We start from the raw sequence: 3,019 nt of genomic DNA, 5'->3' as shown, positions 1-3,019 counted from the left end.
AGGTAGTAAGGGTAGAATTCTTTGAAGCTTTGGTAGGTTTTCATTTTGGATAACTCTCTTATTGTTTTTTATATAGTAATCTTATCGGTGCTGCAGTGCCAATTGTTGCTAAGGTGAATTTTCTCTTAAGTTTAATTGATAGATAACATGATTTTTTAGCTTCGGTTAAGCAGTGGTGCTTTATGTCTTGGATACAAATCACTCGAAAAAGGCCAGATATTTGTATAAAATAGCGCCCGGTAAAATCCGGTAACTCGTTATCATCGAGCTCAACCGGCAAATCAGGTGTTGTAGTCTCATCATAAAAACATCTTGGCATTACTTTGGGTGACCCTCAAACAAGCCAAATCTGACTCTTCTCCTCGTATCAAGTTTAAACCACGCTTACAAGCAAGAGTATTATATGAATGTAGTAATTGTCGGCGCAGGGATAATGGGAATTACCTTTGCCACCCTAGCGAAAGAACTGAACCCGAAGCTTAAAATAACCATCATAGAGCGCCTTTCTGGGCCAGCCAAAAGCAACTCCAGCGTATTCAATAACGCGGGAACAGGCCATGAAGCAAATTGTGAATTGAACTATACGCCGGTCGATGAGGATATTATCGAAGTCGAAAAGGCACTCGCAATACACGGTCAATTCAATATCGCCAAGCAGTTTTGGGCTTATTTGGTTAAGAAGGGGATTATCGAAGACCCTACAAGCTTTATCGTTCCGACAAAACACTGCACCCTGGTTCATGAAGACAGTATCAATGAGCTGAAATTGCGTTTTGAAGAAATGTCTCAGCACCACTATTTTGAGCATATGCAGTATTCGGAAGATCATGATGAAATTAAATCATGGATCCCCTATACCATGGAAAATCGACCGACTTCTGAAAAGATGGCTGCGACCATGATTGCGACGGGAACAGATGTTAATTTTGAGTCGATCACCGAGCAAATGGCTGCTTATTTGGCAAAGCAGGAAGGGGTTGAATTTCACTACGGAACGCATGTTACGCGTGTTCATAAAAACCCGGTTAAGCAATGGCTAGTTGAAACCCAAAAAGGCGATCAGAAAATGCGCTTTAAAGGCGACACGCTATTTGTTGCCGCAGGTGGAGGCGCATTCCCGCTTCTTAAACTAAGCCACTTACCAGATAGAACTCGATTTGCAGGCTTCCCTGTTGGTGGTCGCTTCTTGATGGCGCCTATTAGTGAAGAAGACGCTAAACACTACTCTGCAAAAACTTACGGTAAAGCGAAAGTCGGCGCACCACCCATGTCGGTTCCGCATCTGGATTTGCGTGCTGCTAACGGAAAGCATTACTTGCTGTTTGGTCCTTTTGCGACCTTTATGCCGGTGCTGGAAAAAGGCCGAGGTTTCCTTGAGTACTTAAAGTCTATGCGCTTTCATGATATCCCTAACTTTTTGAATGTTGCGCGAGAGCACTTTCCATTAATGAAGTACCTTATTTCCGAGACCTTTGTTTGTAAGGAAAAGATGCTGAAGGAACTAGAAGACTTTGCGCCAGGTTTAAGTAGTAAATTCAACTGGCAGGTTAGTCCGGCAGGTCAGCGAGTGCAAATCATTAAAGATGGTGACTTGCAGATGGGCACCGAGATTATTGTCTCTGATGATAAAACCTACGGGACGCTACTAGGTGCCTCGCCGGGGGCGTCGGTATCACCTGAAGTGATGTTGCGACTGGTTGAACAACTCATGCCATTCCTGATTGAAGATGAGGAAGGCAATAGCAAATTACGAGAAATCTTCCCCGTTCACAGCCTCAGAAAGCTGGAAAAGGACGCTAAGCTCTATCGTGCTATCCGTGATGATGTCAATGAAACCCTAGGCATCGGATAAGCCCTCCAAGCCCAAACACCTAGGGATTTTGCCGATGATCAATCCGCTTCCTTAGGTCTTATGGGCTATTTCACAAGGTTTTACCTCAGTGTTACCTGTTGTTACCACTTTGGGATAATTTGTCATTCCTTTACTTGTTACAATCCTCGGGAATTTATTTAAGGCCCCTTTGTTTGTAACGACTAGGAATATTTGATGACGAATGATATATGGATGAACCTTGGTATACAGAACTCTTTCTCGCAAGATTATGGGCTGTTGTACGATAATTTGGCACTAACGGCCAGTGCACTTGCGGCTTTTTTAATGCTATTGCTCTTACATAGAGTATCGTCGCTGTACCGTGCAAGTCAGCTAAGCAGGCATGAAACTGAAGAGGGTAACGCTGTAGGGTTCTCATCCCAATTAATTGATTTTGCTCAGTTTCATATTAATAGTGTTCATCAAGGGGCTGGAGAGAAACGAGTATTTGAGGATCAAGAAAACCGAAGTGAAGTTGGTTTGTTTTTTATTGGGGCAGTAGAGTTTGTCGTTAAGATGAATGGCTTGTCGTCAAAGCAGCGGCATATGCTTATTGTGGAGCTGCTTCGAGAGAGTCTGGGCTTTTCTGCAAAGGAGGTGAGTAAAGTTTACTCGCAAGCTTTGGTGACTTGCTCAAACTCGCCTTCTAAGAATACAGTAAAGCTCGGAGCAAAAGCATTTAAAGAATGGTCTACAAACGACTTCTCAGGAAGCGTCCATCTATCTACAGTCTTATCATAACCCTAGACGCTAGGTCGTTCTCAGAAGCTTGCAGTCTTTTGAGAACGAGCCTTGATAGCCAAGAATAATTAGTTTACTTCATCAAGCATAATGCGAATGGCACCACCTCAATAAAGTTTTCGCCAGTTAAAAACTTTGTTTTATCTTTGTAGTTAAGTGCATAAAAGTCATCTTTATCGCTCCAAATACTGCTTTGGCGATTGATAGTGTAAAAAGCATTCTCACTATCAAATGCTTCTAGGTACCAGGTCTCAGCCCACTCCTTGTCTTCAAGAACCCAAACTTTGTAGTCACAATTCTTGTTAAATGGTTTTTTGTCACTGCTGATGTCTACCCACTGTGAGCGACCGTGTTTATCTGCAAGCACTGAACCCGAGCCGAATACTAGAACGCAAACAAGTAAAA

The 3,019-nt window shown here is 42.9% G+C and carries 3 protein-coding genes; 2 read left to right on the top strand and 1 reads right to left on the bottom strand.

Features of this window, described 5'->3' with window-relative positions; genetic code table 11:
* Positions 1–403: 403 nt before the first annotated feature.
* Together A3766_RS07885 and A3766_RS07880 are read left to right on the top strand one after the other, a co-directional pair.
* Positions 404–1,852, top strand: a complete 1,449-nt coding sequence (locus tag A3766_RS07885; RefSeq protein WP_068506940.1) for a malate:quinone oxidoreductase — start codon at positions 404–406, stop codon at positions 1,850–1,852.
* Between the two features lie 195 nt (positions 1,853–2,047).
* Complete coding sequence (locus tag A3766_RS07880; RefSeq protein ID WP_068506939.1) at positions 2,048–2,614, top strand: hypothetical protein; 567 nt, start codon at positions 2,048–2,050, stop codon at positions 2,612–2,614.
* A gap of 73 nt (positions 2,615–2,687) precedes the next feature.
* On the opposite strand, the gene A3766_RS07875 is transcribed toward A3766_RS07880, so the two are convergent.
* On the bottom strand, positions 2,688–3,019 hold a 332-nt coding region (locus A3766_RS07875; protein ID WP_231882858.1), incomplete at its 5' end, for a hypothetical protein.

Source organism: Oleiphilus sp. HI0132 (genome assembly GCF_001635845.1).
Note: the sequence above shows the minus strand (reverse complement) of the source record. Positions and strands in the feature narration are given on the sequence as shown.

What these genes read in the sequence shown, in the direction of transcription:
- A3766_RS07885 (WP_068506940.1), top strand. Translation starts at nt 404, where the DNA reads ATGAATGTAGTAATTGTCGGCGCAGGGATAATGGGAATTACCTTTGCC.
- A3766_RS07880 (WP_068506939.1), top strand. Translation starts at nt 2,048, where the DNA reads ATGACGAATGATATATGGATGAACCTTGGTATACAGAACTCTTTCTCG.